At 67.6% G+C, this 26772-nt stretch carries 22 protein-coding genes and 1 tRNA gene; 18 read left to right on the forward strand and 5 right to left on the reverse strand.

All coding sequences use genetic code 11. The features are described from left to right. Positions 1–147 precede the first annotated feature (147 nt). Positions 148–2985, forward strand: a complete 2838-nt coding sequence (locus tag GQQ92_RS03755; RefSeq protein ID WP_156997852.1) for an Rne/Rng family ribonuclease — start codon at positions 148–150, stop codon at positions 2983–2985. Between the two features lie 25 nt (positions 2986–3010). Here the strand turns inward: GQQ92_RS03755 and GQQ92_RS03760 are convergent, their stop codons facing one another. Next, the gene (locus GQQ92_RS03760) at positions 3011–3301 is read right to left on the reverse strand and encodes a DUF4031 domain-containing protein (RefSeq protein ID WP_156997853.1); all 291 of its coding nucleotides are present in this window, start codon (positions 3299–3301) and stop codon (positions 3011–3013) included. Between the two features lie 251 nt (positions 3302–3552). Between GQQ92_RS03760 and rplU the strand changes: the two genes are divergently transcribed. From rplU to mobF, 16 genes are all read left to right on the forward strand, one after another. Continuing rightward, a complete protein-coding gene (gene rplU, locus GQQ92_RS03765) occupies positions 3553–3861 on the forward strand; it encodes a 50S ribosomal protein L21 (protein WP_156997854.1) in 309 nt (102 codons plus the stop codon). 28 nt (positions 3862–3889) lie between these two features. Further along, the gene (gene rpmA, locus GQQ92_RS03770) at positions 3890–4147 is read left to right on the forward strand and encodes a 50S ribosomal protein L27 (protein ID WP_156997855.1); all 258 of its coding nucleotides are present in this window, start codon (positions 3890–3892) and stop codon (positions 4145–4147) included. A gap of 72 nt (positions 4148–4219) precedes the next feature. Further along, positions 4220–5782, forward strand: coding sequence for a GTPase ObgE (gene obgE, locus GQQ92_RS03775; RefSeq protein WP_156997856.1), 1563 nt, complete (start codon positions 4220–4222; stop codon positions 5780–5782). Continuing rightward, positions 5779–6597 (forward strand): glutamate 5-kinase, encoded by an 819-nt coding sequence (gene proB / locus GQQ92_RS03780; RefSeq protein WP_156997857.1) that lies wholly within the window; start codon positions 5779–5781, stop codon positions 6595–6597. The genes obgE and proB overlap by 4 nt, the downstream gene beginning before the upstream one ends. A gap of 9 nt (positions 6598–6606) precedes the next feature. Continuing rightward, a complete protein-coding gene (locus GQQ92_RS03785) occupies positions 6607–7875 on the forward strand; it encodes a glutamate-5-semialdehyde dehydrogenase (RefSeq protein WP_156997858.1) in 1269 nt (422 codons plus the stop codon). Between the two features lie 51 nt (positions 7876–7926). Further along, positions 7927–8154 (forward strand): hypothetical protein, encoded by a 228-nt coding sequence (locus tag GQQ92_RS03790; protein ID WP_197738052.1) that lies wholly within the window; start codon positions 7927–7929, stop codon positions 8152–8154. Positions 8155–8168: 14 nt separating this feature from the next. Then, complete coding sequence (gene nadD / locus GQQ92_RS03795; RefSeq protein WP_156997859.1) at positions 8169–8771, forward strand: nicotinate-nucleotide adenylyltransferase; 603 nt, start codon at positions 8169–8171, stop codon at positions 8769–8771. Continuing rightward, on the forward strand, positions 8768–9964 hold the full coding sequence (locus tag GQQ92_RS03800) for a hypothetical protein (protein ID WP_156997860.1): 1197 nt from the start codon (positions 8768–8770) through the stop codon (positions 9962–9964). Before nadD ends, GQQ92_RS03800 begins: the two co-directional genes overlap by 4 nt. A 45-nt stretch (positions 9965–10009) precedes the next feature. Beyond that, a complete protein-coding gene (gene rsfS / locus GQQ92_RS03805; protein WP_156997861.1) occupies positions 10010–10378 on the forward strand; it encodes a ribosome silencing factor in 369 nt (122 codons plus the stop codon). A 90-nt stretch (positions 10379–10468) separates the two neighbouring features. Next, a tRNA-Ala gene (locus GQQ92_RS03810) sits at positions 10469–10544 on the forward strand. A 176-nt stretch (positions 10545–10720) separates the two neighbouring features. Continuing rightward, complete coding sequence (locus GQQ92_RS03815; protein WP_156997862.1) at positions 10721–10948, forward strand: helix-turn-helix transcriptional regulator; 228 nt, start codon at positions 10721–10723, stop codon at positions 10946–10948. A 45-nt stretch (positions 10949–10993) separates the two neighbouring features. After that, positions 10994–12211, forward strand: coding sequence for a site-specific integrase (locus tag GQQ92_RS03820; protein WP_156997863.1), 1218 nt, complete (start codon positions 10994–10996; stop codon positions 12209–12211). Positions 12212–12273: 62 nt separating this feature from the next. Continuing rightward, positions 12274–12807, forward strand: a complete 534-nt coding sequence (locus GQQ92_RS03825; RefSeq protein ID WP_156998154.1) for a type IV toxin-antitoxin system AbiEi family antitoxin domain-containing protein — start codon at positions 12274–12276, stop codon at positions 12805–12807. 119 nt (positions 12808–12926) lie between these two features. Next, complete coding sequence (locus GQQ92_RS03830; protein WP_232057468.1) at positions 12927–13727, forward strand: nucleotidyl transferase AbiEii/AbiGii toxin family protein; 801 nt, start codon at positions 12927–12929, stop codon at positions 13725–13727. Between the two features lie 209 nt (positions 13728–13936). After that, complete coding sequence (locus GQQ92_RS03835; RefSeq protein ID WP_197738053.1) at positions 13937–15160, forward strand: DUF6880 family protein; 1224 nt, start codon at positions 13937–13939, stop codon at positions 15158–15160. Between the two features lie 131 nt (positions 15161–15291). Beyond that, complete coding sequence (gene mobF / locus GQQ92_RS03840; RefSeq protein ID WP_156998157.1) at positions 15292–18753, forward strand: MobF family relaxase; 3462 nt, start codon at positions 15292–15294, stop codon at positions 18751–18753. 273 nt (positions 18754–19026) lie between these two features. Here mobF and GQQ92_RS03845 read toward each other — a convergent pair whose 3' ends face one another. From GQQ92_RS03845 to GQQ92_RS03860, 4 genes are all read right to left on the reverse strand, one after another. After that, a complete protein-coding gene (locus GQQ92_RS03845) occupies positions 19027–19956 on the reverse strand; it encodes a hypothetical protein (RefSeq protein ID WP_156997864.1) in 930 nt (309 codons plus the stop codon). Then, positions 19937–21655, reverse strand: coding sequence for a GTPase (locus GQQ92_RS03850; RefSeq protein ID WP_156997865.1), 1719 nt, complete (start codon positions 21653–21655; stop codon positions 19937–19939). The genes GQQ92_RS03845 and GQQ92_RS03850 overlap by 20 nt, the downstream gene beginning before the upstream one ends. Further along, the gene (locus GQQ92_RS03855; RefSeq protein ID WP_156997866.1) at positions 21652–23829 is read right to left on the reverse strand and encodes a GTPase; all 2178 of its coding nucleotides are present in this window, start codon (positions 23827–23829) and stop codon (positions 21652–21654) included. Before GQQ92_RS03855 ends, GQQ92_RS03850 begins: the two co-directional genes overlap by 4 nt. A 131-nt stretch (positions 23830–23960) precedes the next feature. Continuing rightward, on the reverse strand, positions 23961–24521 hold the full coding sequence (locus GQQ92_RS03860; protein WP_156997867.1) for a hypothetical protein: 561 nt from the start codon (positions 24519–24521) through the stop codon (positions 23961–23963). 300 nt (positions 24522–24821) lie between these two features. On the opposite strand from GQQ92_RS03860, the gene GQQ92_RS03865 reads away from it, so the two are divergent. Beyond that, positions 24822–26765 (forward strand): type I restriction-modification system subunit M, encoded by a 1944-nt coding sequence (locus tag GQQ92_RS03865; protein ID WP_308206782.1) that lies wholly within the window; start codon positions 24822–24824, stop codon positions 26763–26765. Positions 26766–26772 lie beyond the last annotated feature (7 nt).

A 26772-nucleotide genomic window follows, 5' to 3' on the forward strand; every position in this document is an offset into this window, starting at 1 on the left:
GAGCACACCGCAAGACGTGGCGACAAGGCAAACCGGCCGGTCGCAGTAGGTGAGAATTGGCGGTTCCCGCGTACCACGCAGGAACCGCTCGAGAGAGTACGGAGCGGGTGGCGCGGCCACCCCGACCGGCGTAGGAGTGCACCAGAGATGGTGGAAGGCAACGAGAACCAGAGCAACCGACCCGATTCCAAAGGCGCGCCCAAGCGGCGCGGCGGCCTCTTCGGCGGCCGTCGCGGTCGAGGGCGAGGCGCCCAGCAGACGCCGCCCGAGCAGCCCGGGGCGGTCGACGTCACGCCGGCCGAACCCGCCGCAGAGCCGCTGACCGAGCACACGGCGCCCGAGCGCGGCGACGAGTCGCGAGGCGAGCAGACCGCGGCGGATGCCACGGCCGAGGCCCCCTCGACGGCGGTCGCATCGTCCGAGGCCGGCGCGACCGAGGGCGACTCGACCGAGGCCGACGGCGCCGACGCGCGCGGCGACGACCGGCACGGTCGGCACGTCGCGGCCGCGACCCCCGAGGCCTCGGCCGAAGATGCTCCCGTCTCGCCGATCCCGGCGAACCTCACGACCACGTCGCTGATCTTCCACGCGCCGCCGGTGCTCGCCGTGCCCGACGAGCCCGACCGCCCCGAGCGGGGCGGACGCGGCGACCGTTCGGAGCGCGACGGCGACGACCGCGGACGCGGCGACGAGGAGCCCTCGAGCGTGCGCAGGCGCACCCGTCGCCGCAGCGGCGAGGAGCCCCGCTCGGGCGGCGACCAGCCGGCGAACACGGTCGTCAAGGTGCGCACGCCCCGCGAACCCGAGCTCATCACCGAGCCGCAGCGGGTCAAGGGATCCACGCGCCTCGAGGCCAAGAAGCAACGCCGGCGCGACGGCCGTGACGCAGGCCGACGCCGCACCGTCATCACCGAGTCCGAGTTCCTCGCGCGGCGCGAGTCCGTCGACCGCTCGATGATCGTCCGAGAGAAGGGCGGCCGCATCCAGATCGGCGTGCTCGAAGACGGCGTGCTCGTCGAGCACTACGTAGCTCGCAACCAGGATGCGTCGCTCATCGGCAACGTCTACCTCGGCCGCGTCCAGAACGTGCTGCCGAGCATGGAGGCCGCCTTCGTCGACATCGGCCGCGGCCGCAACGCCGTGCTGTACTCCGGTGAGGTCGACTGGGATGCCGCCGCCGAGAACGGCGAGAAGAACCAGCCGCGGCGCATCGAGCTCGCCCTGAAGCCCGGCGACCGCGTGCTCGTTCAGGTCACGAAGGACCCCGTCGGCCACAAGGGCGCCCGCCTGACCAGCCAGGTCTCGCTGCCCGGCCGCTACCTCGTCTACGTGCCGAACGGCTCGATGAACGGCATCAGCCGCAAGCTCCCCGACACCGAGCGGGCGCGCCTGAAGAAGATCCTCAAAGAGGTGCTGCCCGAGAACCAGGGCGTCATCGTGCGCACCGCGGCCGAGGGTGCGACCGAAGAGCAGCTGACGCTAGACGTCAACCGCCTCATCGCGCAGTGGGCCGACATCTCGACCCAGCTCGAGAAGGTCCAGGCCCCGGCGCTGCTCCACTCCGAGCCCGATCTGCTCATCAAGATCGTCCGCGACGTCTTCAACGAGGACTTCCAGAAGATGATCATCGAGGGCGACGAGGCGCGCGGCACGATCGAGCGGTACCTCCGCGCGGTCGCCCCCGACCTGCTCGAGCGCATCGAGGCCTACACCGGCGACCGCGACTCCTTCGACGAGTTCCGCATCAGCGAGCAGATCGAGAAGGCGCTCGACCGCAAGGTGTTTCTGCCCTCCGGCGGGTCGCTCGTCATCGACCGCACCGAGGCGATGACCGTGGTCGACGTCAACACGGGCAAGTTCGTCGGGTCCGGCGGCAACCTCGAAGAGACCGTCACGAAGAACAACCTCGAGGCGGCCGAAGAGATCGTGCGGCAGCTGCGCCTGCGCGACATCGGCGGCATCATCGTCGTCGACTTCATCGACATGGTGCTCGAGTCCAACCGCGACCTCGTGCTGCGCCGGCTCATCGAGTGCCTCTCGCGCGATCGCACGAAGCACCAGGTCGCAGAGGTGACCTCGCTCGGCCTCGTGCAGATGACGCGCAAGAAGCTCGGCCTCGGGCTCCTCGAGACCTTCAGCGAGCCGTGCGAGGTCTGCGCGGGCCGCGGCATCATCGTGCACCACGAGCCCGTGCTGAAGCACCGCGCGCCGCAGCAGCCCGAGCGCCGCCGCAACAGCCGAGGCGGCAACTCGTCGGGGCAGAGCACCCAGCAGCAGCACACGGCCGCCGATCCCAAGGCGCACACCGGAACGCACGCGATCACCGAAGACGTGAAGCACGCGCTCGCGCAGATCGCGGCCTCGACCATCCCGCACAACGAGCACCACGACGCCTCGGTTCCCGAGGTCGCCGCGGCCGCCGACGAGACCGCCGCCGAGACGGCGCAGAAGCCCGTCGAGGAGGGGGCGGCCCGTTCCGGCCGTCGTCGCGGGCGCGGACGCCGCGCATCGCGCGAGCAGTCCACGGTGCCCGTCGCCGAGGCCGAGTCCGTCGAAGCGCCCGACCGCGCCGATGAGGGCGAGGAAGGGGCGGATGCCTCCGCTGCCGACGCCCCCTCGACCCGTGACGACGCGGCGGGCAGTGCGACCGACGCGGCCGCACTCGGTGCGGCCGCCCCCTCGAAGCCCGCTGAGTCGGCCGACGCCGACGCCGACGCCGACGCGTCGAGTCAGTCGCGGCCCGAGGTCGCCGCGATCCTCGACCTCCCGATCGCGGCGGCGCCGCGCACGCGTGCCGAGAACCCCGCCACGGCGGAACTGCTCGATTCGGTCCTCGACGCGCTCCCGGCGCCGAAGAAGGCCGGCGAGGGGCGTTCGCGCAGCCGCCGGGTGTCGACCGCGGCGCTCTCGCCCGCGGGCGGTGCACCCGTCATCACGCGCGGTGCACAGGACGACGCGGTCGACCACGAGGCATCCGCCGACTGAACCGCGGTGCAGGGTCTCGCCGGACTCAGTCCGGCGAGACCCTCCTGCGTTCGCGCCGCTCCCGAGGCGTGACGCGCAGGCCGCTGGCGGCGAGACGGCCCACGAGCTCGCGCGGCGAGACCGGCACCGCGCCCGCGGAGACCAGGTCGTCGTAGCGCTCGACCGGAACGTCGTAGTGGTCGAGATCGAACGCCCGGCGGGGCAATCCCGCTCGGTCGGCGAACTCGCGGAGTTCGGAGATCGACGCGTCGCTCACCAGGTGCGCCCACACGGTGCCGTGCTTCGGCCAGAGCGGCGTGTCGATGAGCACGGTCATCATGCGATCCTACGACGCGCGTTCCGCGACGCGCCGACGGCCTGCGTTTGACCCACTCAGGTGGATCCGGTAAACTCGACCGTTGGTGCCGCCGCTTATCCCGGTGTGCCCACTGCAGGCTCCTCCCGCGGAGATCGGCCTGCACCATCGTTTTCTGGCAGTGACGACCCTCCTTCCCGCTGGGGTCCCGCGCAGTGACACCCCATCAGACAGTCGGAACCCCCGTGGTTCCCCAGAGATAGGTACGAGTAGTGGTTTACGCAGTAGTGCGCGCCGGCGGTCGGCAGGAGAAGGTCGAAGTCGGCACCATCGTGACGATGGACCGCATCAAGGCCGACAAGGACGGCAACGTCCAGCTGGTCCCGGTCCTCCTCGTCGACGGCGAGAACATCACCTCCGACGCCAAGTCGCTCGCGAAGGTCACGGTCACGGCCGAGGTCCTCAACGACCTCCGCGGTCCCAAGATCGTGATCCAGAAGTTCAAGAACAAGACCGGCTACAAGAAGCGCCAGGGCCACCGTCAGGAGCTCACGCGCGTCAAGGTCACCGGCATCAAGTAGCAGCAGCGGCTCGCAAGGAGAATCAGACATGGCACACAAAAAGGGAGCGAGCTCCACTCGCAACGGTCGTGACTCGAACGCCCAGCGCCTCGGCGTGAAGCGCTTCGGCGGCCAGGTCGTCAGCGCGGGCGAGATCATCGTCCGCCAGCGCGGCACCCACTTCCACCCGGGTGCGGGTGTCGGTCGCGGTGGCGACGACACGCTGTTCGCGCTCGAGGCCGGCTCGGTGCAGTTCGGCACCAAGGGCGGCCGCAAGGTGGTCAACATCGTGGCGGCCGGCGAATAGCCGACCGACAGGTTTCGTGAGGGCGGGCTTCGGCTCGCCCTCACGTGTTTCAACAGCAGAAGGGCAGGGCGCATGGTCAGCTTCGTCGACGAGGTGACGCTGTTCGTGCGCGCCGGGCACGGGGGCAACGGGTGCGTCTCGGTGCGCCGAGAGAAGTTCAAGCCGCTCGCGGGCCCCGACGGCGGCAACGGCGGCAGCGGCGGCGACATCGTGCTCGTCGCCGACCCCCAGGTGACCACCCTGCTCGCGTACCACGGTCGGCCCCACCGGAGCTCCGGCAACGGCCAGCCCGGCATGGGCGACAACCGCTCCGGCGCCGCCGGCGAGCCGCTCGAGCTCCCGGTGCCCGTCGGCACCGTCGTCAAGGAAGCAGACGGCACCGAGCTCATCGACCTCACCGAGCCCGGCATGCGCTACGTCATCGCGCCGGGCGGCCAGGGCGGTCTCGGCAACGCGGCGCTCGCGTCGACCAAGCGCAAGGCACCCGGTTTCGCACTGCTCGGCACGCTCGGCTACGAGGGCGAGGTCAAGCTCGAGCTCAAATCCATCGCGGATGTCGCGCTCGTGGGCTACCCGTCCGCCGGCAAGTCGAGCCTCATCGCCGCCATGTCCGCGGCGCGGCCGAAGATCGCCGACTACCCGTTCACCACGCTGCATCCGAACCTCGGCGTCGTCGAGGCGGGCGACCACCGGTTCACAGTGGCCGACGTGCCCGGACTCATCGAGGGCGCGAGCGAGGGCAAGGGGCTCGGCCTCGAGTTCCTGCGCCACGTCGAGCGCTGCTCGGCACTGCTGCACGTGCTCGACTGCGCGACGCTCGAACCCGGCCGCGATCCGCTGAGCGATCTCGACGTCATCCTCGCCGAGCTCGCCGCGTACCCCGTGCCCGAAGGGCAGACCCCGCTCCTCGAGCGTCCTCAGCTCGTCGCGCTCAACAAGATCGACGTGCCCGAGGCCCGCGACCTCGCCGAGCTCGTCAAGCCCGACCTCGAGGCGCGCGGGTTCCGAGTGTTCGAGATCTCCACGGTCAGCCACGAGGGCCTCCGCCAGCTCGGCTTCGCGCTGGGCTCGCTCGTCGACGAGGAGCGCAAGGCCGCCGCGGCTGCGCTCGTCGAGGCCGGCCCTCGCCTCGTGATCCGCCCGAAGGCGGTCAACGAGGCCGACTACGTCGTCAAGGCCGAGGGCGGCAGCTACGGCACCATCTACCGCATCCTGGGCGGCAAGCCCGAGCGCTGGGTGCAGCAGACCGACTTCGCCAACGATGAGGCCGTGGGATTCCTCGCCGACCGCCTGGCACGGCTCGGCGTCGAGGATGCGCTCGTCCGTGCCGGAGCCGTCGCCGGCTCCACCGTCGTCATCGGCTCCGGCACCGGCGTCGTCTTCGACTGGGAGCCGACGCTCACCTCGACGGCCGAACTCATCACGGCGCCGCGCGGCACCGACGTGCGACTCGACGAGAACCGTCGGCAGACGCGCGCCGAACGCCGCAGCGAGTACCACGAGCGCATGGACGCCAAGGCGGAGGCCCGCGCCGAGCTCGACCGCGAGCGCGAAGCCGGCATGTGGGCCGACGACGAACCCGACGCGGAGCCGTCCCCGGCCGCCGCGCCGGCGGAGGCCGAGGGCGACCGATGACCGTGCGCGACCGCGGCGACATCGTCGCCGCGAAGCGCATCGTCGTGAAGGTCGGGTCGTCCTCGATCAGCGGTGAGAACACCGCGCAGATCGGCCCCCTCGTCGACGCCCTCGCGTCGGCGCACGCTCGCGGCGTCGAGGTCGTGCTCGTCTCCTCCGGCGCCATCGCCACCGGCATGCCGTACCTGCGGCTCGACCAGCGCCCCGACGACCTCGCCACGCAGCAGGCCGCGGCATCCGTCGGTCAGAACCTGCTGATGGTGCGCTACCAGGACGCCCTCGACCGGTACGGCGTCATCGCGGGCCAGGTGCTGCTCACCGCGGGCGACCTCGAGAACGCGACGCCTCGTTCGAACGCGCAGCGTGCCGTCGACCGCCTGCTCGCCCTGCGCATCCTCCCGATCGTCAATGAGAACGACACGGTCGCCACGCACGAGATCCGGTTCGGCGACAACGACCGGCTCGCGGCGCTCGTCGCCGAACTGATCGGCGCCGACCTGCTGGTGCTGCTCTCCGACGTCGACGCGCTCTACACGCGGCCGCCGCACCTCGACGGCGCCGAGCGGATCGCGCACGTCCCGTTCGGCGACGAGCTCGACGGCGTCGAGATCGGTTCCGCGGGTCGCGCCGGCGTCGGCACCGGGGGAGCGGAGACGAAGGTCTCGGCGGCGCGCATCGCCGCATCGGCCGGTGCAGCCGTGCTGATCACCGCGACCCCGCTCGTCGCCGACGCGCTGGGCGGCGCCGCGGTCGGCACCTGGTTCGACCCCGCCCCGAGACGTCACACGAGCCTCGCCGAGGCGCCGCTCGCCTAGGCTGAGGCCATGGAGCAACCCGACCTCGATCCCGCCGTCCTCGACGCTCGTCTCGCCGCCGCGAAAGAGGCGTCGCACCGTCTCGCGCGTGCCACGACCGCCGAGAAGGATGCGGCGCTCGAGCGCATCGCGGGCGACCTGCGCGCCGGCGCCGCCGAGATCATCGCGGCGAATCGACTCGACCTCGACGCGGGTCGGGACAACGGGCTGACCGACGGGCTCCTCGACCGTCTCACCCTCGACGAACGCCGCATCGACGCTCTCGCCGACGCCGTCCTCGACGTCATCTCGCTGACCGACCCCGTGGGGGAGACCCTCACGGGTCGCACCCTGCCGAGCGGCGTGCGCATCGATCAGATCCGGGTTCCGCTCGGGGTCGTCGGAGCCATCTACGAGGCCCGCCCGAACGTCACCGTCGACATCGCCGTCCTCGCCCTGAAGAGCGGCAACGCGGTGGTGCTCCGCGGCGGAACCGCGGCCGAGCACACGAACGGCGTGCTCGTCGAGGTGCTCCGCGGCGCACTCGACGCCGTGGGCCTCCCGGCCGGTGCCGTGCAGACGGTCGACGACTACGGTCGCGCCGGCGCCCGGCACCTGATGCAGGCGCGCGACTACGTCGACGTGCTCATCCCCCGTGGGAGCGCTGGCCTCATCCGCGCCGTCGTCGACGAGGCCCGCGTGCCCGTCATCGAGACCGGCGCCGGCGTCGTGCACATGTTCCTCGACGCCAGCGCACCCGAGCAGTGGGCCGTCGACCTCGTGCACAACGCGAAGGTGCAGCGGCCGAGCGTCTGCAACGCGCTCGAGACGCTGCTCGTGCACCGCGACGCCGTCGACCGCGTCCTGCCCGCGGTGCTCGACCGGCTCGAGGCGTCCGGAGTCGTCATCCACGCCGACGACCGGGTCCGGGCCATCAGGCCCGACGCGCTTCCCGTCACCGACGAGGACTTCGCGACCGAGCACATGAGCCTCGACCTCTCGGTCGCCGTCGTCGATTCCATCGACGACGCACTGGCGCACATCCGCCGGTTCTCGACGAGGCACACCGAATCGATCGTCACGAACGATCTGGCCAATGCCGAGCGGTTCCTCAACGAGGTCGATTCGGCCGCCGTCATGGTCAACGCCTCCACCCGCTTCACCGACGGCGCGGAGTTCGGGTTCGGCGCCGAGGTCGGCATCTCGACGCAGAAGCTGCACGCCCGCGGCCCCATGGGGCTGCCCGAGCTCACGAGCACGAAGTGGATCGTGCGCGGCGCCGGTCACGTGCGCGCCTGAGATCGCTAGACTGTCCCGAGCACCACTGAAGTCTTCGAAAGGAATCGGCGAATGAGCCTCTCCAGCACGGTCCTGACCGGCATCCTGGCATCCGAGTCGGTGAACGCGCGCGAGCTCCCCATCGACTCGTGGGTCTACGGCCTCATCACCCTCTGCATCTTCGCGGTGCTCGCGTTCGTCACCGCGTCCTACCGCGACGTCGCCAACCGTCACCGGGCCAAGGCCGAGGCGTTCGCCGCCCGCCACGGGGCCGATCACGGCGAGCACGGCGGCCACTGAGCCGGTCCGACGCCGTGACCCTCGGTGAGGCACGTCGACCCAGGGTCGGCGTCATGGGCGGAACGTTCGATCCGATCCACCATGGTCACCTCGTCGCCGCGAGCGAGGTCGCGCAGTCGCTCGACCTCGACGAGGTCGTGTTCGTGCCGACCGGGCAGCCGAGCTACAAGTCGAACGTCACCGAGGCCGAGCATCGCTACCTGATGACCGTCATCGCGACGGCGTCGAACCCGCGGTTCACGGTCAGCCGCGTCGACGTCGACCGTGCCAAACCGACGTTCACGATCGACACGCTCCGCGATCTGCGGCGGGAACGCGCCGATGCCGACCTCTTCTTCATCACCGGCGCAGACGCGATCGCGCAGATCCTCAGTTGGAAGGATGTCGCCGAGCTCTGGGAGCTCGCGCACTTCGTGGCTGTGAGTCGACCGGGACATGACCTCTCCATTCACGGTTTGCCGGAGCAGGACGTAAGCTTGTTGGAGGTCCCGGCATTGGCGATCTCATCGACCGATTGCCGAGACAGGGTGCGCCGGGGCTTCCCGGTGTGGTACTTGGTCCCCGATGGGGTCGTCCAGTACATCTCGAAGCACCACCTCTATCGGAGTGTCGAATGACGTCGTCGCAGGAACCACAGCTGACGCGCCGCGAGATGCGCGAGCGCGAACGCCTGCAGGAGCAGGCAGCTTCGCCGACCCCGAATCCCGCGCCGACCGGTGCGACCCCGCTGCCGCCCGCCGCGCCGCGCTCGACCCCGCAGCCCGCACCCGTGCCGGCCTATTCGGCTCCCGCGACCGGCAGCACCGCCAACGGTGCCGCGCGCGCTCCGCAGCCGTCCGCTCCCTACGGGCAGCAGCCGACCCCGTATCCCACGGCGGCGCCCTTGCCTCCCGTCTCGGCCACGCCGGCGAGCAGTTTCGCCCCGGCTCCGGCCGTCCCGGTACGACCCGCGCCCGTGCCGCCCGTCTCGGCGGCACCGGCTCCCGCGGCGCCCGCACAGCCCTCGCCGGGTCCGGCCGACCAGGCGCCCGTGGCCTCGACGCCCGAACGCACGCTGACCCGCCGCGAACTCCGCGCGATGCTCGGTTCCGCGGCGACCGACGCCGACATCGACGATCTCGACGACGTCGACGACGAGATCGCCGGCGCGACCGCGATGGAGGCGCCGCGCGCACCCGCTGCGTCGTCGCCCGCTCCGGTGCCCTCCGCACCCGCGTCGCCCGCAGCTGCCGCGCCGTCGGTCGCGGCCTCGGCACCCGCCCCCGCGCCACGTCAGCCCATCCAGCATCAGGAGTCCGCGGCATCCGTCGCCGAGCAGCCTGCTGCGGCCTCGAAGCCGGTCGGCCACTGGACATCCCAGCTCGATGCACCGGTCGAGCCGCAGCCGTACGACCAGATGCTCTCGCGCGGCGGGGTCGGTCGAGGCGTCCCGACGACCACGAACGCCCTCATCCTGCCGACGCTGCCCGATCATGCCGGCATCCCGGCTCCGCTCGCCGACAACGGCGAGATCATCGTCACCGGGTCGATCGACCTGCCGCGCAGCTTCGGGGCAACGGGCGTCCACCCCAGCCAGATCGACTCCTCAGACGTCGACCGGCTCTTCGACCAGGTCGAAGACGGGGCCACCGCCGGCGCGCCGGTGTCGGCGACCCGTGCCATCAGCACGCAGAGCGCCGCGAAGGCGGTCATGACGCCGCCCTCGAAGGAGGGCATGAACGTGCCGCTCGTGCTCGCGGTCACCGCGGGCGTGCTCGCGCTCGGCGTCGTCGCCACGCTGGTGATCGGCGCACTCACCGGGCTCTTCTGAGCGAGCCTCCCTCCAAGCCATCCATTCCAGACCGGAAACGAGCGTATGACCGCATCCGACCACGCCCTCGATTCGCTCGCCGTCGCGGCGCGTGCCGCCGACGCGAAGGGCGGCGACGATCTCGTCGCACTCGACGTCTCCGGGCCCCTGCCGTTCGCCGACGTCTTCCTCCTCGTGACGGGAACCTCCGAGCGCAACGTCATCGCGATCGCCGATGAGATCGAAGACGTCCTCCGAGAGGCCGGCAGCAAGACCCTCCGCCGCGAGGGCCACTCGTCCGGCCGATGGATCCTCCTCGATTTCGGCGACCTCGTCGTGCACGTCTTCCACCCCGAAGACCGCATGTACTACGGGCTCGAGCGCCTCTGGCTCGACTGCCCGGCCGTGCCGTTGGAGCCGCTCCTGGCCGGCTGACGGGTGGAGCATCCAGCCGAGCATCCCTCGATTTCGTTCCGGGCGCGAGGCTGGTGTAAGCTCAATTCGTTGCCTCAAGCGAGGCAGAACGGGTCTGTGGCGCAGCTGGTAGCGCACCTGCATGGCATGCAGGGGGTCAGGGGTTCGAGTCCCCTCAGATCCACCAAGAACCCCTGATGAATCGCAAGATTCGTCAGGGGTTTTTTCGTTTTGAATGGCCTGGATTGGGCCGAAGTGGCTGTTTTGGGTCTGTTTTCGATTTCGGAGACGGGGTCCACAGACATCCACATGCGAAGCCCTCAGACAGCAGGCACTCCGGCTTGATGCGCACTCCTCACGAGTATGAGCACATCAACGCATTCCACCGTCCCGGCATCCCGCTTCGTCGACGAACTCGGGGACTACCTGAGCGTCGACGAACTGGCGCAATACCTGCAGCTGTCGAAAGAGACCATCTACCACTGGCGTCTCGAAGGCACCGGCCCGAAGGCCACCAAGCTCGGCAAGCACCTGCGCTTCAGTCGCGAGAACGTTCAGGCCTGGCTGCAGGCCCGAACGGACCGACGGTGAACGCGGCGATGGACTCCTGCTCTTCGCAGACAGAGGACGAAGACCATGCCACGCAGCAGAATCGAACCCGGATCGCACGGAGAGATCACCTATCACGACCTGCCCGACGGCCGCGTTCGCGGCACCGTCATCTTCCGCCGCACCGACGGGAGCTACGGCAAGCTCCGAACTGTCGCCGCTTCCAGGGCTCGAGCGCGCAGGACGCTCATCGACCGCGTCGGAGACGCGTACGAGGCGGTGCATGCGCACGGTGGCGGTCTGACGCCAGACTCGCTGTTCATCGAACTCGCCCAGGAGTACATGGAACACGTGGCGTTCACCGGCGACCAACGCGATACGACTCGGCACGAGAACAACCGGCTCATTCAGAAGAAGATCGCGCCCCTGATGGGATCGCTCGCGCTGCGGGAGATCAAGGCGACCACGATTCTGCGGGTCTACAAGACGATCCATCGGGATACACCGCGTCAGGCTGACACGTGCAAAGCGCTGATCAGCCAGATCTGCTCGTACGCCGTCATGAACGACCTCATGGTCGCCAACCCCGCCCGCGAGGTCAAGAGCGCGAAGCGGCGACCGAAGCTGATCTACGCGCCCGACGCCATGCAACTTGAGGCCTTCCGATCGATCATCCGCGACTACCAGAACCGTGAGGACCGGATGGGGCCGCGACCGTCGGATCTGCTCGGCGATGTGGTCGACCTCATCCTCGCGACCGGTGCCCGCGTGAGCGAAGCAGTCGGTCTCAAGTGGCAGTTCGTCGACCTCGAGTCGGAGCCGCCGAGCATCACGATCGCGGGCAAGGTTGTGGACACGAAGGGCCAGTCCAAGCACTACGAGGACTATCTCAAGTCGGAGTCGGGGTGGCGCCGGATCCTCGTGCCCGCTGAACTGGTGCCGATGCTTCGTCGTCGCAAGCTGTCGAGCGATGGCAATGAGTTCGTCTTCCACACGCGGACTGGGTCACCCAACGGCACTCAGGACATCCATCGAGCGCTGCGGCGCGTGCGGGAGTGGGCCGGCCTCGACGAGGAACTCGTGCCGCACGCGCTCCGGAAGTCGGCCGTAACCGCAGTCGCCGATGCGCTGGGCATCGAAGGTGCGGCGCGCTTCGCCGGCCACAAGCGATCCCGCGTGACGGAGCAGTACTACGCGAAGCGTGCCGTTCAAGCACCTGATACCTCCCAGGTGCTTGGTGCTCTTCAACGATCGGGGATGAGCGGCGGGATCGTTGACATCAACGCAAAGCGCGCTGCACAATGAGTTCGGCCGCCTGCTGTCAATACCGTACCGATTTTGGTACTCTTTTGGCACGAGGAGGGCTGATGGGGTACCGACACGAGCTCTGGGAGATCGCCGCTGCGTATCACGGGGTCGTGACCGTCGCAGAGGCCGAGGACGCCGGCGTGCCAGCCGTAGAGGTGCGCAAGCTCGCCTCGCGGGGCGTGCTGCGCGCGTACGGGCATGGCGTCTATACGCACCGTGAGGTGCCGTCGTCGCGATTCACCGAGCCGGCCGTCGCTGTTGCCCTCGCGGGCGACGGCGCGTTCCTGCATCGCGACGCGGTCTTCACCCTGCTCGAGCTCGGGCAGTTCAATCCACGAGCGATCCGAGTCGGCACTCGCCGACGCGTGCGCCGAACGCTTCCGGAGTGGATGAGCTTGGAGCCCCGATCGGATGTCAGTGACGACGACCTCACGCAGATCGATGGCATCGCGGCGACGACCGTCGCGCGCGCCCTGTACGACGTGCGGCCGCAGATGCCCCGCGAACGATGGACCGCCCTCGTCGACGACGCGGAACGGCTGCAGCTGCTCGACGTTCGTGAAGGCGCTGAGCTGAAGTCAGTCGCGCCATGACCGAAACGCCACCGCTGAACGTGACGCAGCTGAACGACCGGCTCGCAGAGGTCGCCGCCGAGCTCGGGATCCCCATCACGCGTGCACGCCTGATGCTCTGCACCCTGATCGTCTCGCAGATGCTGCCCGACGCGGTCGCGATCAAGGGCGGCATGGGCGTCAAGCTCCGCTTCGGGGAACGCGGTACGCGCGCGACATCCGATCTGGATGTCTCCACCCGGGTTCGCGGCGAGGAGTTCGAACGATCCTTCCGAGAGAGCCTCGCGGCGGGATGGGGCTCTGTGCCGCCGTCGAAAGGCGAGCGGGCGCGGAATCCGGCGGCCGGCGCTCGTGTCGCGTTCTCAGCGTCGGTTCGCGCGGTACGCCGTCATGATCCTGGTCTCGCGCGGCCCGAGTACGTGATGCACCCGTACCGGGTATCGCTCTCGTTCCTCGGCAAGGCGTGGGGAGCGCTCGATGTGGAGGTCTCCGACCCCGAGATCGATTCGAACGCTCACACGCTGAAGGCCATCGACGGCGCACTCGTGCAGTTCGGTGAACGCTTCGGGTTCGGATCGCTGGAGCCGGTCGAACTCGTCGAGCTCGAGTACCAGATCGCGCAGAAGATCCACGCGGTGACCGACCCCGTATACACGCGGGCCCACGATCTGGTCGACCTCCAGTTGCTCTGGACAGCGGAACCCGACCTGGAGGCCCTGCGCCAACTGTGCGTGCGAACGTTCGACTGGCGGCGGCAACAAGCTTGGCCGCCTGTTCCGCTGCGCTCCATGGATGGATGGGAGACCGCATACGAGGACGCGCGCGATGAAACCTTGGTGGAGGCGAGCACCCTCGTGCTTCCCGACCTCGAATCAGCGCGAGCCTGGCTCGCACAGGTCATCGCCCGCATCGACGGCGCGAGCCGTGCTGGCAGCCGGTGACTCCCGGCTCTCGCCGCAACGAGCGGTGCCGCACCCGGTGCGGCACCGTTGGTACTGCGCGTCAGACTGCTGCCGAAACGGAGCACCCGTGGTGTCCGGACGGCGACGGCCAGCCTGCGATCGCGTGGTTCATCACACAGTAGGTGTGCACGTGCTCCCTGGAACGGGTCAGCGCGCGTCCGATCATTGGGATCAGCGAAGATGGGGAGGTGCCCGAACTCGCCGACGCAGTGCTGCCCCTCATCCGCACCCGCGGCGATCTGTACCGGTGGAGCGCGGCGAATGCGCACGGACGCGACATGCATGAGGCGATCGACATCCTCGAATCGCACCTGGCCACTGCCGACGCAGCCGATGCGTACGCCGTGACCCACAAGGCGCTCGCGAGTTCGCTCAAGGTCATCGCGCGCGCTGACGACTCGAGCGGCATCATCGGCGACGCGTGCCGGCGCCTGCTCGACCTCCACCCGCGACTCGCTGCTGCGGCATCCGTTCCGCCGGCGAAGCTCGTGAAGTGGATGTTCGCATTTCAACTCGACGGCGACGTCGACTACTTCGAACTCGATCCGGTCGCCTACGCGCCGGCGCTCGGCGAGCGTGGCCTGAAGGCGTATCGCGAGCGACTCGAGGAGGTTCGGACATCCATTCCGGCGAAGAGCCTCGATGACTGGCGCGACCCCCATAGCCACGAGCGCTGGGTGCTCGAGTGGAACGACCGGCGCCTCGCGGTGCTCGACCGCGACGTCGAGGCGATCATCCGCACGCACGCCCGGGACCGTCGTGTCGCAGCCTGGCTCGAGCAGACCGCCGAGGCGCTCGCCGAGATCGGCGAGATCGACCTCGCGATCGATTGGGCGAAGCAGGCCACGGACTTCGATCTCGGACACCAATCGGTTCAGGCCGCTCGGTACTGGTGCAAGCTGCTAGGCGAGCATCGGCCGACCGAGCTGATCGAGGCTCGACGCTACGTCTTCGACCGCTGGCCGAACGGCGAGACGGCCGCGAACCTGTATTCCGCTGTCGGGGCGGACTGGCCATCGATCGAGCCCGACATCATGTCGAAGCTCGCGACGAATCCGAGCGGCGCGGTGTCTTTCGCGCTGCACACGCTGCACGACCCGCAGCGCGCGTGGGATCTCGCGCATGAACTCGACGTGGAGAGCGATCGGTTGTGGATGTCTGTCGCCGATGCCTACGAGCGCATCGACTGGGTGGCGACGCTGCCGGTGCACCGCCGGCTCATCGAAGCCGAACTGCAGGACGCGGACGCGCGCCGCTACCGCTCCGCGGCCGTCCGCCTGGCGCACCTCCGGAAGCTCGCGAACGGCACCGAGCACGCCGCCGGCGTCGACGAGTTCATCGCCGACCTCCGCCTGGTGCACAAGCGACGGCCTCGTTTGAAGCAGGAGTTCGATCGGGTTCGCTTGCCGTAACGCACTCGACGGTCGTTCCGGCCCCGAGTGAGAGCAGCCCTGAGCCACCCATCACGAGATGCCACGCCTCTTGCAGATCGAGGGCGCACACCTTGATCCCGTAGGGGGAGGTGGCGCGGGTGACGGTGTCGATGCGGGTGATGAGCGCAGGCGACGGGTACCGATACCTCCTTCGCACGGTTGTCGCCGGTGATGGCGTCCGCTCGCTTGCGACGCCGCTCACCCGGTACTACGAGGCGAAGGGCACCCCGCCGGGCCGGTGGATGGGCGCTGGCCTCCGGGGCCTCGGCATCAGCGTCGACACGATCACTGCGGGCGAGGAGGTCACCGAAGCGCAGTTGCAGCTCCTCCTCGGCCATGGCCGCGATCCGGTCACGGGTGAACCGCTCGGCCGTGCCTACCCGCACTACGAGCAGAACGTTGACTCGCATCGACGTGCGGTCGCCGGATACGACTTCACCTTCTCGGTGCCGAAGTCCGCGAGCATCCTGTGGGGCGTTTCCGATGGGCGCACGCAGCAGACGATCGTGCGTGCGCACCACGCCGCGGTCGAGCAGGTCGTCGCATTCATGGAGCGCGAGGTCGCTGCAACGCGCATGGGCATCGCGGTCGGCAATGCGGGCGGCGGCGCCGTTGCGCAGGTCGAGGTGCACGGGCTGATCGCGACCGCGTTCGACCACTTCGACAGTCGTGCCGGCGACCCGCACCTGCACACGCACGTCGTGGTGAGCAACAAGGTGCAGGCCGTGCTCGATGGCAGGTGGCGCTCCCTCGACGGGCGCCCGTTGCACAGTGCGGTGGTTGCGCTGTCCGAGCTACACGGGGCGCTCTTCGCCGATGAGCTCACGCGTGCACTCGGCGTCGAATGGGACCAGCGTGCACAAGGCCGCGACCGCAACCCCGCCTGGAGCATCCGCTCGGTTCCTGAATCGCTCGTCGCCGAGTTCTCGACCCGCGCCCGCCGCATCGACGAGGCGACCGACCAGCTCATCACAGCGTACGTCGCCATGCACGGGCGTCGGCCGACCAGAGCCGTGATCATGAAGTTCCGCGCGCAAGCGACCCTCGCAACGCGCCCGCCCAAGCAGGTGCGTTCACTCGCCGAGCTCACCGCGGGGTGGCGTGCACGCGCGACGAGCGTCCTCGGCACCGATGCAACGCACTGGGCGACGAACGTCGTTGCCGCACCGGGCAGCCAGGCTCTCGTGCACGGCGTCGACCTCCCCGGCGACGTGGTCGAAAAACTCGCCCAGCGCGTGCTCGCAACCGTCGCCGAGAAGCGTGCAACCTGGCGCCACTGGAACCTCGCCGCCGAAGCCGCCCGCCAGACCATGCACGTCCGCTTCGCAACACCCGACGACCGGCTCTCCGCCATCAGCCAGGTCGTCGAAGCTGCCGAGCACGCCTCGCTGCGCATCACCCCGCCCGAGCTCGCGACCACGCCCGCTGCGTTCCGACGCGACGACGGCAGCAGCGTCTTCCGCCCGAAGCACAGCGCGGTGTACACGTCCGAGGCGCTGCTCGCCGCCGAGGCACGACTCCAGGCCAGAGCAGCGGATGTCTCGGGCCCGACCATCCCGGCAAACCTGCTCCGCAGTCTCGCGACAAAGCGCCTGCGCCGCGGCGGCACCCTCACAGAGGCGCAGCACGCAGCACTCACCGCGATCGGCTCATCGGGCCGCGTCGTCGACCTCCTCGTCGGCCCGGCCGGCGCCGGCAAGACCACCGTCATGGGCGCGCTCCGCCAGACCTGGGAAGCCGTCCACGGCCGCGGCAGCGTGATCGGCCTCGCACCCTCCGCCGCAGCCGCGCACGTGCTCGCCGAAGACCTCGGCATTCGCACCGAGAACCTCGCGAAGTGGTGGCAGAACCACCTCGTCCGCCGCACGAGGTTCACCCGCGGCCAGCTCGTGATCGTCGACGAGGCATCCCTCGCCGGCACCCTCGCCCTCGACCGCGTGACGAACCTCGCCGCGCGAGCCGGCGCGAAGGTGCTGCTCGTGGGGGACTGGGCGCAGCTCCAGTCCGTCGACGCGGGCGGCGCGTTCGCGATGCTCGCGCACGATCGCGCCGACACCCCCGAGCTGACCGACGTGCACCGCTTCGCCCACGACTGGGAGAAGACCGCGTCGCTCGCGCTCAGGCACGGGCACGAGACATCCATCGATGCCTATCTCGCGCACGATCGCTTGCGTGAGGGTGACAGTGAACAGATGGCGGATGCCGCGTACCGCGCGTGGCGCGACGACGCGCGTGCCGGTCGGGTGAGCGTGCTGATCAGCGATTCGAACGACGGTGTCGCCGCGCTGAACGAGCGAGCCCGCAACGATGCGATCCTCGACGGACGCGTCGACCCTGGGCGCGAGGTCGGGCTGCACGACGGTGCCAGAGCGGGTGTGGGCGACACGATCCTCACCCGCCGCAACGACCGCACCCTGCACGCCGGGCGCGGCTGGGTGCGCAACGGCGACCGGTGGACGGTGACCGCGATCCGCCGCGACGGCGCCATCGAAGCCCGCCACGCGGGAGCCAGCCATGGCACTGGGGTCGTGCTGCCGGCCGCGTACGTCGCCGAACACGTCGAGCTCGGATACGCGGTCACGGCGCACCGCGCACAGGGCCTCACGACCGACACCGCGCACGTCGTCATCGCCCGCGGCATGACCCGCGAGAACCTCTACGTCGCCATGACCCGCGGCCGCGCCGCGAACACGGCCTACGTCGCGCTCGATACTCCGGATGTCGCGCACGCCGGCCTTCGCCCGCGTGACTGCGCCGACATTGACGCCCGGTCGGTGCTCGTCGGCGTGCTCGCACACGTCGGCGCCGAACTCTCGGCACACGAGACGATCACCGCCGAACAGGACTCGTGGGGATCGATCGCGCAGCTCGCCGCCGAGTACGAGACCATCGCAGCCGCCGCGCAACGAGGCCGGTGGACGCGGCTCGTTCGGGGGAGCGGACTCACCGCTGAGCAGGCGGATGCCGTCATCGGTTCGGATGCGTTCGGGCCACTCTGCGGGGAGTTGCGTCGAGCGGAGGCGTACCACGTCGACGTGGAGGCGCTGCTCCCGAGGCTGGTCGCCACGCGTGGCTTCGAGGATGCCGCTGACATCGCGTCCGTGTTGCGAGCACGTGTAACGCGAGCTGCCGTTGGTGCGCGAGGACATCGCGACCCGCGCTTGATCGCGGGTCTGATCCCGAGTGCGGTCGGCCCGATCGACGCGGAGTCTCGGCGTGCCCTCGACGAGCGCGCGACACTCATCGAACGTCACGCCGATGCGCGACTCGACCGTGCGCTGACGGATCGCGAACCGTGGATACGAGCCCTAGGAGTCCAGCCGCGCGGTATGGGTGCTGCTGCATGGCGGCGGTGTGCGTCAACCGTTGCCGCATATCGCGATCGGTTCGATATCCAGAACGACGAGCGAACGACCGCCGTGAACGGATCGGTGTCCACGGTCCAGCGAGCGGATGCTGCACTTGCCCAAGCCCGGGCGAAAGAGGCCCGTCGCGTTGCGGAGCAAGACGTCGAATTCGCTTTTGCTCAGGCGCTACAGTCTAGGTCAGTGCCTACGCTCGAACGTCGATAAGTCGCAAGGCCGCAGTACGAGCTGCCCGACGCGAAGGTCGTCGACCTCCTGTCAGCGAAGTCGCTCGCGAACGTGAGCGTCGCGCCGGACCTGTGCGGGCAGCCATACAAGTACCGAGTCGCGAAGTTCGCCGACCAGCCGAACGGAGTGCTGGCGAGGACTACATCGCGTTCACTGTGCTGATGCTCTACCGTTCTCTCGCCCAAGGAAGATGGAATGGTTCGATACTTGCGGGACGCGCAAGACGCAGAAACGCGCCCACAGAGACCGAGCCTAAGCTGGCGGATGCTGCGAGATACCGAATCCGGCGCGAACGAGATCATCGAACAGCATCGACGGGCTCTCGAACTGTTCACCGGATGAGAGCGTCACCATGGCCGTGACGCTGACGATGCTCGTCGCGTTCTGCAAAGCCTGCACGTTGCCGCGAATATTCGCAGCCGCGATCGGCCAGTGGCCTGCTTCTCCATCCTCGACGCGGTGCGGTAGGCGGTCTGCGCGGGCGTTCACGGGCGGATAGAAGATCGCGGGTGAACCTACTCCGTCGAGCGACCAATGGAGGGCGACCGACTCAACCACGATGTCGAGTAGTCCCTTGTTCCGCACGGAGATTACGAGCGCTAGCCCCCAATCGTTGAGTTCGATGCTCGGGCCAAAGACTTCCGCGAAGCCCTGAACAGGCGCCGTGAGAGCTTGGTTGCCGCTGAGAACCGCCGCAGACAACTCGACGATCGCGTTGCGAGTGGGCGATACGGCAGAGGCAATCGCCATCAGGATCTGCTCCAGATTGGTGTCATTGACGGAGGCATCCAGAAGCGCAGACCGCAGCCCGGGATCCTCACTGTCAGACTTCCATCGTCGTAATTCGTCCACAGAAAAATCTCCGGGCCGAACCTTGTCGACTAGGTTGTGGTGCGCCTGGCATAGCAGGATGAGATTGTCGATCGATCGACGCTCTTCATCAGTCTTTGACGAGTCGTAACGCGGTCCACCAGGCTCCGCAGCAGCGATGTGTGCGATCTGCACATCGACGAGTGGCTCGGCGCTCTCGTACGTAAGGATCTCGCGCGAGCAGCCCGGGAAGTAACACGTGCCACGCGCGAGTCGGAAGATCGCCTTCTGCGTGCCGCTCGTGAAGGAGTGCGGGTTCGGAGATGCCTTGGTGTGGCCACCATGGAGCGGATTAGGCGACTTCATCTGCATAGCTCCCCGATAGGAGCCGGTTCGCCTCATCGGCGATCGCGCGAAGCTCGTCAGCAGCCGACGTGCGGGCGTTGTCAGCGCTCAAGATCTCGTCCTGCGCCGCGCGAATCTCATCTAGGAGTTCGTCGAGCGGCGGATCGACGATGGCGGCCAGCTCACGACGCGCATCGGATGCGATCTTATCGGCGTGACCCATGATTTCGGTGACGAGTGCGGAGCGCTGGCGTTCGCCTTGGATCTGTGCGGCCCGCGCTTCGCGCTCGTTCTTCCAGACTTCGTAGCCTGCCGTCCCGGCCGAGATGACGAAGCCACCGACCTTCGCGGCTTTGCCGATCTTGTCTGCGATCTTCAGCGCCTGCCATGGCTTGAACTTGTAGCCGAACGTGTGGCCGACGTTCTTGACGAGCTTGTGTCCGAGTGAGCCTGAAGCCTCGCGCAGTCCGTCGCCAGCGCCCCACCAGCCCTGTCCGCGCTTGATGAGGTCGCCGATCTTCTGCCAATCCACCGCGAGCGGTGCCGTCGCTTGGGCAGCTGAAGTTGAATCACCGGAGTGGACTTGATCGGGAGCATCGAGCGAGACCGCGCCCGTTGGCCGGAGTAGGAGGCCGAGTCGATTGCTATCACCAATATCCAGCAGCTCCTCGGACAACGTGTCGAGCTCGGAGTCGGTGAGCCTGTTAATCCGCCCGGCGAAATCCGTCGCGTGACGTTCGAGAGACTCGATGAGACGAGCCTCTGCGCCAGCGAGTATCTCGCGAGCAGCGGTTTGGTCGTCCGGGAGCGTCGAAGCGGCGTCCACGAATCCGACGACGTCCACGAGACAACCCTGCTTGAATTCGGCATCCGCGCGTGCGAAGCCCTGATCGAGCATGAAGCGCCGCTGCGAGATGGCACGGCTCTGCGCGGCAAGCAGCGCGAGGGCAGCGCGAGACGTGTCATCGGGCGTGAACAGCTCTTGCGCCTCATCGCAGAGCTGTCGGATCAGGTGCACCGGCTGGCGCAGCCGAGCGAGCTCGCCTCGTTCAGCGCTCACCTGGTTGATCATCGCCCGCAGGCTGTCGATGCGGGACCGCTGCCTGAACGCGTCGGCGCGGCTGCCACCCTCGAGGCTTCGCATGTAATCGACCGAGTCGACCTCGACGATGGGCAAGTTGAAGGTTGCCGTCCCTAGCGCATCTTGGACGGCCTGTTGTCTCACGCCCGCCTCTGCGGCGCGTTTGCTCGTCTGTGTAATGACCACGATCATCTGCCCATGCAACCGAAGTCCGGTGGCCAAGCGACGGAGGAAGTCGCGGGAAGCATCGTCGAAGAGGCTGACCGTGACGACGAACAAGATGAAATCTGCGTTGCCGATGGCATCCATCGCGAGTTCATCGTGACTACGGAGACCAGATTGGACGCCAGGTGTGTCGACGAGCATAACTGCGCCGTCCCAGTCGTATTCGGTGACTTCGCCTGTGGCGATATCCGCGTCGATGAGCGGCTCCACCGCACCATCGGTCAGTGCCCGAATGAGACTCGACTTACCACTGCTGTACTGGCCGGTGAGAACCATACGCGGCTTCTCGGCTTGATGGATCGTAGCGCGCGCGAGCAACCCTGTGGCCGCGCTGCCCGATGCTTCACCCAGTACGGCTTGAAGCCGTGTGAGCAGACGTTCCGATTGTCCTGGCAGTTCATGGATGAGAACCTTCGTCACAATGCGCCTCCTTCGATGTGCTCACTGATGCTTAATCTGACTCCTGTGTGAGCCCAGGCCAAGGCCTGCCATGCTTCTTGGGCTCCGAGCGCCAGCGGATGTGTGAGTTCGACTCTCACCTGCAAGTCCGTCCACTCTCGGACCGTCACCACACCATCCGACAGGTTCCGAACCAGCTGGATGGCGCTGGTGGACGACACTGCGGATGCTGCTGTGGGCAGTACACGCTCGGCATCCTCCGGAACCGGGAAGAGCACCAGCTCACTGAACTCAGGCTCGGGGAGCTCCACAGCGATGCCTGCACCACGCCAACGAGTGGCGCGTATCAGTGCTGAGGCCGCCCTCCCGCGGCCCATGATTCGCAGGAGATCGCGCGCGATCTCGGTATCGACTTCAGCCAGCACGGGCTCGAGCTCCATCGTCATGGTGTGCTGGAGGGTGCGCTCGGCCTGCTCAAGCATGTCAATCCGGACCGAGTGTCGTGCTGCCTCCTGCTCGACTGCCCGCTGCCACGTGGCACGGACCACCTCGCCTGCCTGCGCCAACTGCTCATTGACTTGAACCAGGAGCGGAGACAGCTGGTCATGCACGTTCTCTCTTCGCCGTTTGCGAACGTCGGCGGCGCTTCGGAAGACCTTGTCACTGACCCAGTCGATGCCACGGCTCAAGCCGAGCAGTCCTGTGAGGAGACCGACGATCGCGCCAAGGACGAGCCCGATTGCGTTGCCCAAGCCTGGGCCCAAAGCAGTGCCCGCCAGTGCGCCTATCTTCGCGCCAAGAACGGTCGTACCGACCGCGGTTGCGAATCTTCCCCCAACCTTCACCAGGCGATTGCCCCAGATCGCGCCCCGCCCTCCGAGTTCCTGGAACTCGCCGACGGCGAGGTGCGACCAGTCATCGGCGACGTCGAATGCGATCTGATTGAGATCTCGCTCCAGACGTCGGCCAGCATGGTCGACGTCGGCACTGATCTCTTCCTTCAGCAGTCCCATCTCGCTGGCCCACGCGGCGTTGATCTTCGCCTCGCTGAGGCTGACGTCGACCCGCTCGATCCAACGCTCTCGACGTGAGAGCGCCACTGAGAACGCGGCCATGAGTTCGTTGTGCGCGTCATCGACGCGACGATCTGCGCGCCTCACGAAGTCGTCGAGGCTTCCTCGGGCGGTATCGAGCATCATGCGCACGGTCTTCGTCACCGTGGCGGTTGTGCTTGCGGCGTCCAGCAGTTCCCGACGGATGAAGTCCCCGATACTCGCTACGCGTCGAGCGTCGGCAGTTCGGTCCTTCTGGACACCGATCTCGGTGAGAAGGTGTCCGACGCGACTTGCTAGCCGTATGTCGCTCGCGTCGTCGGAAGTCAGATCGCTGGACTGAGACATCAGCGCGGCTTGGGCGTGAATCATCACTGCCGAGATGTAGCGGCCGCCGGCCCGTGCGAGGTGGCGGTCAATCGGCTTCAGGTTGCCGAGAGTGTCGCCGCCGAAGACGAAGTCCGGCTCCTCCAACAGATCGAGCAGGTCCAGCTGGTCCGTGACGTCCCGGAGGCAGTTCAGGGCCACAAGTATCGGTTTGCCGTAGTCGGCGAGTTGCTCCAACGCGCGGCCAGTTCGTTCCTGCGTCGCTTCGTTGGTCGCGACCCAAAGGATCAAATCTGAGTCGGCCACTTGGCTGAATGCTTCCGCATAGTCCGCGTCCCCATCCATCGCGCCGACTCCGGGCGTGTCAACGATCTCGATGTCGTGGCCGAGCACCGTCCCGATGTGTGACTCACGGGTGGTGCGCTGGCCTCCGCGGCCGACGCTCGCACCGTCCCCGCCCGTCAGAAACTCAAACAAGGTGCTCTTGCCCGCCATCGTCCGCCCCATCAGGACAATCCGGAATGGGCGATCCACATCACGACCGAGCAGTAGTCGACGAGCCTCGGCGACGCGGTGGGTCGCATCGGTCAGAGGGGCGAGGACCGCGTCGCGTATCGCAACATCCTCTGCCGAGTCCAACTGGGATCTGAGCGACGCGGCCGACCGGTCGAGTGCCCGTTCCACGGCTCGAGCGAGCTCGATCAGTCGCGCCTTCAAAGCGGCTAGAGACGTCTCGATCTGGGGATCGAGGCCATAGAACTGTTGGCGCGCGCGCTCATCGCCCGGGATTCTCGGCTGGTTCTGCAGGATCATCATCGTGGAATCTTCAGCTGGCGGGCTTCGGTGTCAGAGGGCACCCGATCGGCTTCCCGCGGTCGGAGGTTGCTTGAGGCTATCGGATGAGTCGTGGCTGCACGCACGCTCGAGGTTTTGCTTCGGCGGCGCACCTACCCGTAGATCTCAATCACGCTCGGGTCGTAGAGCTCGATCTGCGCGACTCCGTTGTAGAGGGTGATGAGCCCCTCGGTGCAGAGCGTCTTCCCTCCGTCGATGGGCTCGAGACCGCCGATGTCCCAGATGACGATCTGGAAGCGCTCAGGATCGGGATAGTCGCGCCCGAGGTTGAGGAAGACGTCGTCGTAGTCGTTGCCGCCGCCGGCCAGCGGCCCACAGACACGCTGGGTTGTTCCGGCGTAATCGACGGCTTCATTCCACGAGATTCCGCCTCCGGGCTGCTGTGGCGCCGGGGCATCAGGCGACGCTGCTGCGGCATCAAGACTGTCGGAGCACAGCCCGTCCTCGGAGAGCAGTCGGATGGCATCCAGCGAGATGTACTCAGCGAGGTCACTGCACTCTCTGACACCCAATCGGTCTACCTGGCGTCTCGCAGAGGCGTAGTCGATCAGCACTCCGTACGTGGCGCCGCAGTTGCCGCTCATCCACGCATACTCGTCGTTCACATCCTCGGTCGACTCTGAGCGCTCATGGGCGACCAGTGCATCGAGCATCTCATCGCAGCTCACCTCGGATTGGGGTGAGGAGTACGAGCTCGAGCCATAGCTACTGCATCCCACAAGGACGAGCGGAACAGCGACGGCGAGGAGTGCGAGGAGGGGAGTCGGGCGCGGCACGGGTCTCATCATCGCGGCTAGAAAACCAGAAGGAAGTCGCCTGACCGTGAAAGCCTGACCCCAGTTCTGGTGCCATGGCTTCCCTGCCCAACCCGCGTCGGTGCGGAATGATGAACAGCAGCGGCGCATCCTTCGTCGCGCGTCAGCATCGACCCGACCAGGAGTGCCCTACCTGTGGTGAACCACGTCTCCTTCATCTGGAACATCGCCGAATCCCTTCGCGGCCCGTTTAAGCCTTCCGAGTACGGGTCGGTGGTGTTGCCGTTCACCGTGCTGCGCCGCCTCGACGCAGTGCTGGCGAGCACGAAGGAGCAAGTGCTCGAGACGGCCGCCGCGCAGCCCGAATCGCTCCCAGAGAAGATCCGCGACCTCCAGCTGCGCGAGGCATCCGGACACGAGTTCTACAACACGAGCAAGTTCACGATGGCGAAGCTTGTTGCTGACCCGGCCGACCTCCGTGAAAACTTCGCCTCCTACCTCGCGGGCTTCTCCGAGAACGTGCGGGACATCTTCGAGCGGTTCGAGTTCGACAAGTCGCTGAACAAGCTTGCCGAGAAGAACAAGCTCTTCGCGGTGACCGAGAAGTTCGCGCAGGCGAACCTCCACCCGAGTGTCGTGAGCAACATCCAGATGGGGCTCGTGTTCGAGGAGCTCATCCGGTGGGCGAACGAGAAGTCGAACGAGACCGCCGGTGACCACTACACGCCGCGCGAGGTGATCGCGCTGATGGTGCAGCTGCTGTTCGCGCTCGACGACGATGCGCTGACGAAGCCTGGCACGGTCCGCTCGATCTACGACCCGACCGCCGGCACAGGGGGCATGCTCTCGGTCGCCGACGAGTACCTGCATTCGGTGAACCCGGGCATCCAGCTCAGCCTGTACGGGCAGGACATCAACGACGGCTCGTACGCGATCTGCAAGGCCGACATGGTGATCAAGGGGCAGGATGTCGACAACATCCGGCTCGGCGACACCCTCACCGAAGACCACTTCGACGAGAAGAAATTCGACTACGGGCTCTCGAACCCGCCGTTCGGCGTCGACTGGAAGGACCAGCGCGCGTTCGTCGAGGACGAGCACTTGAAGCTCGGCTTCAACGGCCGCTTCGGCCCTGGCACACCGACTGTCAGCGACGGCGCGATGTTGTTCCTGCTTCACTTGGTCTCGAAGATGCGTAAGCCCGAAGACGGCGGCTCGCGTATGGCGATCGTGCTGAACGGGTCACCGCTGTTCTCCGGTGGCGCCGGCGGCGGCGAGTCGAATATCCGCAAGTGGCTGCTCGACAACGATCTCGTCGAAGCGATCATCGGCCTGCCGAAGGACATGTTCTACAACACCGGCATCTCGACGTACATCTGGGTGCTGAGCAACCGCAAGACGGATGACCGCGAGGGCCGCGTGCAGCTCATCGACGGCCGCGAGATGTTCGTCAAGCTTCGCAAGGGCCTCGGCTCCAAGCGCAACGAACTCTCCCCGAAGAACATCGAGGACATCGTTGGCCTCTACGCCGGCTTCGAGGCCGGCGAGCACTCGAAGATCTTCCGCAACGAGGACTTCCTCTATCGAACCATCACCGTCGAACGCCCCCTCAAGCAGGTCTGGCGACCGACCGAGGACGCCTTCGAGACGGCACGAAAGCGCGCGCTCAAGCCGTTCGGCGGTTCGGCAGGCGAGCTCGACCAGCTGCTCAGCCAGCTCGCGGGTAGCTGGGAAGAGCGCACCGAGCGGGGCTTCCGCGCGCGAGTCATCGACGCAGCAGAAAGCATCAACGCGGATGTCTCGACTGCCGCTGTCACCGCGATCGCCAAGGCATTCGCAGTTGCGGACGAGAACGGCGCACTCATCGCGGACTCGAAGAGCAAGCCGCTGCCGGATGCCTCGCTGCGCGACACCGAGATCGTGCCGTGGAACGAGGATGTCGACGCCTACTTCGCCCGCGACGTGCTGCCGTACGCACCCGACGCGTGGATCGACCATACAAAGACCAAAGAAGGCGCGGAGATCCCCTTCACCCGCCACTTCTATGAGTACGTGCCGCCGCGCTCGCTTGAGGAGATCGACCGCGACCTCGACGCCGTCATGGACCAGCTCCGGGCCATGCTCGTGGAGGTCGAGCGGTGACTTTCCC

It is taken from the genome of Agromyces terreus, assembly GCF_009749465.1.
GTDB lineage: Bacteria > Actinomycetota > Actinomycetes > Actinomycetales > Microbacteriaceae > Agromyces > Agromyces terreus.

What these genes read in the sequence shown, in the direction of transcription:
- GQQ92_RS03755 (WP_156997852.1), top strand. Translation starts at nt 148, where the DNA reads ATGGTGGAAGGCAACGAGAACCAGAGCAACCGACCCGATTCCAAAGGC.
- GQQ92_RS03760 (WP_156997853.1), bottom strand. Translation starts at nt 3,301, where the DNA reads ATGACCGTGCTCATCGACACGCCGCTCTGGCCGAAGCACGGCACCGTG.
- rpmA (WP_156997855.1), top strand. Translation starts at nt 3,890, where the DNA reads ATGGCACACAAAAAGGGAGCGAGCTCCACTCGCAACGGTCGTGACTCG.
- obgE (WP_156997856.1), top strand. Translation starts at nt 4,220, where the DNA reads ATGGTCAGCTTCGTCGACGAGGTGACGCTGTTCGTGCGCGCCGGGCAC.
- proB (WP_156997857.1), top strand. Translation starts at nt 5,779, where the DNA reads ATGACCGTGCGCGACCGCGGCGACATCGTCGCCGCGAAGCGCATCGTC.
- GQQ92_RS03785 (WP_156997858.1), top strand. Translation starts at nt 6,607, where the DNA reads ATGGAGCAACCCGACCTCGATCCCGCCGTCCTCGACGCTCGTCTCGCC.
- GQQ92_RS03790 (WP_197738052.1), top strand. Translation starts at nt 7,927, where the DNA reads ATGAGCCTCTCCAGCACGGTCCTGACCGGCATCCTGGCATCCGAGTCG.
- GQQ92_RS03800 (WP_156997860.1), top strand. Translation starts at nt 8,768, where the DNA reads ATGACGTCGTCGCAGGAACCACAGCTGACGCGCCGCGAGATGCGCGAG.
- rsfS (WP_156997861.1), top strand. Translation starts at nt 10,010, where the DNA reads ATGACCGCATCCGACCACGCCCTCGATTCGCTCGCCGTCGCGGCGCGT.
- GQQ92_RS03815 (WP_156997862.1), top strand. Translation starts at nt 10,721, where the DNA reads ATGAGCACATCAACGCATTCCACCGTCCCGGCATCCCGCTTCGTCGAC.
- GQQ92_RS03820 (WP_156997863.1), top strand. Translation starts at nt 10,994, where the DNA reads ATGCCACGCAGCAGAATCGAACCCGGATCGCACGGAGAGATCACCTAT.
- GQQ92_RS03825 (WP_156998154.1), top strand. Translation starts at nt 12,274, where the DNA reads ATGGGGTACCGACACGAGCTCTGGGAGATCGCCGCTGCGTATCACGGG.
- GQQ92_RS03830 (WP_232057468.1), top strand. Translation starts at nt 12,927, where the DNA reads ATGCTGCCCGACGCGGTCGCGATCAAGGGCGGCATGGGCGTCAAGCTC.
- mobF (WP_156998157.1), top strand. Translation starts at nt 15,292, where the DNA reads ATGCGGGTGATGAGCGCAGGCGACGGGTACCGATACCTCCTTCGCACG.
- GQQ92_RS03845 (WP_156997864.1), bottom strand. Translation starts at nt 19,956, where the DNA reads ATGCAGATGAAGTCGCCTAATCCGCTCCATGGTGGCCACACCAAGGCA.
- GQQ92_RS03855 (WP_156997866.1), bottom strand. Translation starts at nt 23,829, where the DNA reads ATGATGATCCTGCAGAACCAGCCGAGAATCCCGGGCGATGAGCGCGCG.
- GQQ92_RS03860 (WP_156997867.1), bottom strand. Translation starts at nt 24,521, where the DNA reads ATGCTCGATGCACTGGTCGCCCATGAGCGCTCAGAGTCGACCGAGGAT.